Origin of the sequence: Paracoccus sp. 22332 (genome assembly GCF_052045125.1) — a bacterium.
Taxonomy (GTDB): Bacteria; Pseudomonadota; Alphaproteobacteria; order Rhodobacterales; family Rhodobacteraceae; genus Paracoccus; species Paracoccus haematequi_A.
This window is the reverse complement of sequence record NZ_JBQEOI010000098.1, coordinates 1-3,616: the sequence shown is the minus strand read 5'-3', so window position 1 is coordinate 3,616 and position 3,616 is coordinate 1. Positions and strand designations below refer to the sequence as shown.

Annotated in this window: 2 protein-coding genes and 2 pseudogenes; 3 read left to right on the top strand and 1 reads right to left on the bottom strand. The window is 62.4% G+C overall.

Annotated features, from left to right (window positions below; translation table 11 throughout):
• Positions 1-74: 74 nt before the first annotated feature.
• The 3 genes and pseudogenes from ACTJI6_RS23815 to ACTJI6_RS23805 form a co-directional block, all read left to right on the top strand.
• Entirely contained in the window at positions 75-1,118 is a 1,044-nt protein-coding gene (locus ACTJI6_RS23815; protein ID WP_085502601.1) for an IS5 family transposase, read from the top strand.
• Between the two features lie 251 nt (positions 1,119-1,369).
• A pseudogene (locus ACTJI6_RS23810) lies at positions 1,370-2,002 on the top strand (IS701 family transposase); the annotation flags it as partial.
• 62 nt (positions 2,003-2,064) lie between these two features.
• A pseudogene (locus ACTJI6_RS23805) lies at positions 2,065-2,763 on the top strand (IS5 family transposase); the annotation flags it as partial.
• Positions 2,764-2,902: 139 nt separating this feature from the next.
• Here ACTJI6_RS23805 and istB read toward each other — a convergent pair.
• A partial coding sequence (istB, locus tag ACTJI6_RS23800; RefSeq protein ID WP_440803190.1) for an IS21-like element helper ATPase IstB occupies positions 2,903-3,616 on the bottom strand: 714 nt, incomplete at its 5' end.

Here is a 3,616-nt window from a genome sequence, read left to right as displayed (position 1 = left end):
GGGCACCTCGAAAAATTGCCCGGCCCGAGTTGCTGCGGTATGAACGGGGGGTGATCGGCTGCTTGGGCGTAACGATGGCACAGATGGGTTTCTTCGATCTTTCGGACCGCTATGCGAGCCTGGATGCCAAGAAGGACCCCTTGGTCGAGATTGACGCCGTTGTGCCGTGGGAGGAGTTCCGCCCGACGCTGGAGCGGGTTTGGCGCAAGCCAGATGCGGAGCGGAAGTCGCGCGCCGGGCGCAAGCCGATGGACGCCGTTCTGATGTTCAAGACACTGGTCCTGGGCGCGCTCTACAACCTGTCCGACGACCAGATCGAGTATCAGGTGCGCGACCGTTTGTCATTCATGCGGTTCCTCGGCCTAGGGCTTGAGGACCGGGTGCCCGATGCCAAGACGGTGTGGCTTTATCGCGAAGCGCTGGCGCAGGCGGGCCTGGTGGAGGCGCTGTTCAAGCAGTTCGACGGCTATCTGGCGCGCCGGGGTTACATCGCGCGGGGAGGGCAGATCCTGGATGCCTCCATCGTCCCGGTGCCGAAGAACCACAACACGCGCGAGGAAAACAAGGCGATCAAGAGCGGTGAGGTGCCCGAGGGCTGGTCCGACAAACCGGCCAAGCGGTCACAGAAGGACGTTGATGCCCGCTGGACCAAGAAGCACGGTAAATCCCACTATGGCTACAAGAACCATGTGAGCATGGACAGGAAGCACAAGCTGGTAAGACGTTACCATGTCAGCGATGCCGCCCTGCATGACAGCCAAGCGGTGGACCACCTGCTGACGCGGGGCAATACCGGCGCGGGGGTCTGGGCCGATCCGGCCTATCGGTCCGAGGAGATGGAAGCCAAGCTGCGCGGCATGAAGCTGAAGAGCCACATCCACCGCAAGGGCAAGCGCGGCAAGCCGCTGACCGAGCAGGCCAAAAGCAGCAACCGGACCAAATCCTCGGTGCGTGCCCGGGTCGAGCATGTCTTCGGCGCGCAGACCAATGACATGGGCGGCACGCTGGTGCGCACGATCGGCATGGTGCGGGCGAAGGCGAAGATCGGGATGAAGAACCTCGCTTACAACATGCGCCGCCTCGGCCAGCTGAGCCGCCTGAACCCGTGCCCGGGCTAACCCAGGGGCGCGGAAATCAAGTCGTGCGGCACGAAACGCCGCGCGCGACAGGCAAAGCATCAAAGACCCCGTAGCGCACAAGGGCACTGACGGGTGGCATCACGCCCATTTCAAGCCGCCGAGCCCGCGACCCGCGACCGGAAAAGGTCAAAAATCGAGGTGCCCTTTTGTCAACATGACCTAGCATTACAGTTGCATTCTTCTCTCCGCTCTGAATCAATGCGCTACCATGACTAAGTTAGGGATCATGGATGGCGGGGTTGTCGGTCGAAGAGACGCTGGAGCTTTGGGCTTCCTCGCTACGTGAAGTAAAGGCTCGAATTCGGCCGCTGTTTACGCAGGAACGGGTTGCGGCATCGGCCGGTCAGTTTCTCGACGGCTTGTTGGGTGAGGAACGGCGCAAGACGGGTTGGATGCGGGCCGAAGCGGCTGGAGATCCGGGTCCCTGGCGTCAGCAGGCGATATTGGGTCGTGGCCATTGGGATGCCGACGCGCTGCGCGATATTGTGCGGGGCTACGCCGTGGACACGCTGGCTGATCCCGAGGCGGTGCTGGTGATCGATGAAACCGGTTTTTTGAAGCAGGGCCACGCCTCCTGTGGGGTCGCGCGCCAATATACGGGGTCGGCAGGAAAGATCACCAATTGCCAGATCGGCGTCTTCGCCAGCTACGTCTCGCGGCACGGACATGCGTTTATCGATCGGGCCCTCTATCTGCCGAAAGCATGGGCTGAAGCCCCGGTCAGACGAAGCCGGGCCCATGTGCCCGAGGTGGTGGAGTTCGCCACTAAACCTGCCATCGCGCGCAGCATGATCGAGCGCGTGCTCTCGGCCAAGGTTCCATTTTCCTGGGTGGCCGCCGACAGCGTCTATGGCGTTGGCGAGGCTCTGTTGCACAAATCCTGAGAGGGATTCATCTGGTGGATCCAGCGTGGTAGCTGGACGGCATGAGCAAACCTACACCGCCAACCTACAAGACCAGGAACTGGCCCGCGTACAATAGAGCGCTTAAGCGTCGGGGTTCGCTGACGATATGGTTTGACCCCGCCATGACTTGGGAAGCCGAGCCCACCGGCAAGCGTGGCCGCCAGCCCGACTATAGCGATGCCGCCATCCAAACCTGCCTGACGATGAAGGTTTTGTTCGGCCTGGCGCTAAGACAGACCACTGGGTTCGTCGAGAGCCTGCTACGGCTGATCGGTCTGGACTGGGCGGTGCCGGACTTCAGCACGCTTAGCCGTCGCCAGAAAACCCTGAAGGTCAGCATTCCCTATCGTGGGTCGGATGGGCCGCTGCACCTGCTGGTCGACAGCACTGGCATCAAGGTTGAAGGCGAAGGCGAGTGGAACGCCCGCAAGCATGGCGGCGCTAAACGCAGGGTCTGGCGCAAGATCCACATCGGAATTGACGAGAAATCCTTGGAAGTCCGGGCAGCTGAATTCACCACGAGTGGGATCGGTGATGCGCCCATACTACCTGAGCTGCTGGACCAGATCCCGCCCGATCAGGAGATCGCCACCGTCACCGCCGACGGTGCCTTCGACACGCGCAAGTGTCATGATGCCATCGCTGCCCGGGGCGCCGCCGCAATCATTCCGCCCCGAAAGAACGCCAAGCCCTGGAAGCCCGACACCGCCTGTCAACGGCGGTGCAAAACCCGGCCACTCGGCGGCGTAAAACCAGGCCAGGTGGCGGTGGCCTGCGCCATGGCGCGCGCGCTTACCATAGAGCTGGCGCGTGCCATGGCGCATTGGCCCCTTGGGGCCAAATCGAGGCGATCTGATCTCAGGACTTTTGATGCCGCTTTCGGGCAGTGCTGTTGGCGAGGCGATAACTCTCGCCGTTCATTTCGAGGATGCTGACGTGGTGGGTCAGCCGGTCGAGCAGTGCGCCGGTGAGGCGCTCGGAGCCGAAGGTCTCGGTCCATTCATCGAAGGGCATATTGCTGGTGATCAGGGTTGAGCCGCGCTCGTAGCGGTGCGAGATCAGCTCGAATAGCAATTCGGCGCCGGTCTTGGACAGCGGCACGAAGCCCAGTTCGTCGACGATCAGCAACTTGACGGCAGCCATCTGCTTCTGAAAGCGAAGCAGGCGACGTTCGTCGCGGGCCTCCATCAGTTCGTTGACCAGGGCTGCGGCGGTGGTGAAGCCAACGGAGAGCCCCCTCTGGCAAGCCGCCAGTCCGAGGCCAAGGGCAATGTGCGTCTTGCCCGTGCCGCTTGGGCCGAGGGCAATGACGTTCTCGCGCCGCTCGATCCATTCGCAGCGGGCCAGTTCCAGCACCTGCATCTTGTTGAGCTTCGGGATGGCGCTGAAGTCGAAGCTGTCGAGGCTTTTGACCGTAGGGAACCTGGCGGCCTTGATGCGGCGCTCGACCATCCGCCGCTCCCGGTCAACCAACTCCAGTTCGACAAGCCGGGCGAGATACCGGACATGGTCCATGCCTTCGGCCGCGCATTGCCAGGCCAGCTTCTGATGTTCCCGCAGGAATGTCGGCAG

Coding starts and splice junctions, on each gene's coding strand:
- ACTJI6_RS23815 (WP_085502601.1), top strand. CDS start 75: ATGGCACAGATGGGTTTCTTCGATCTTTCGGACCGCTATGCGAGCCTG.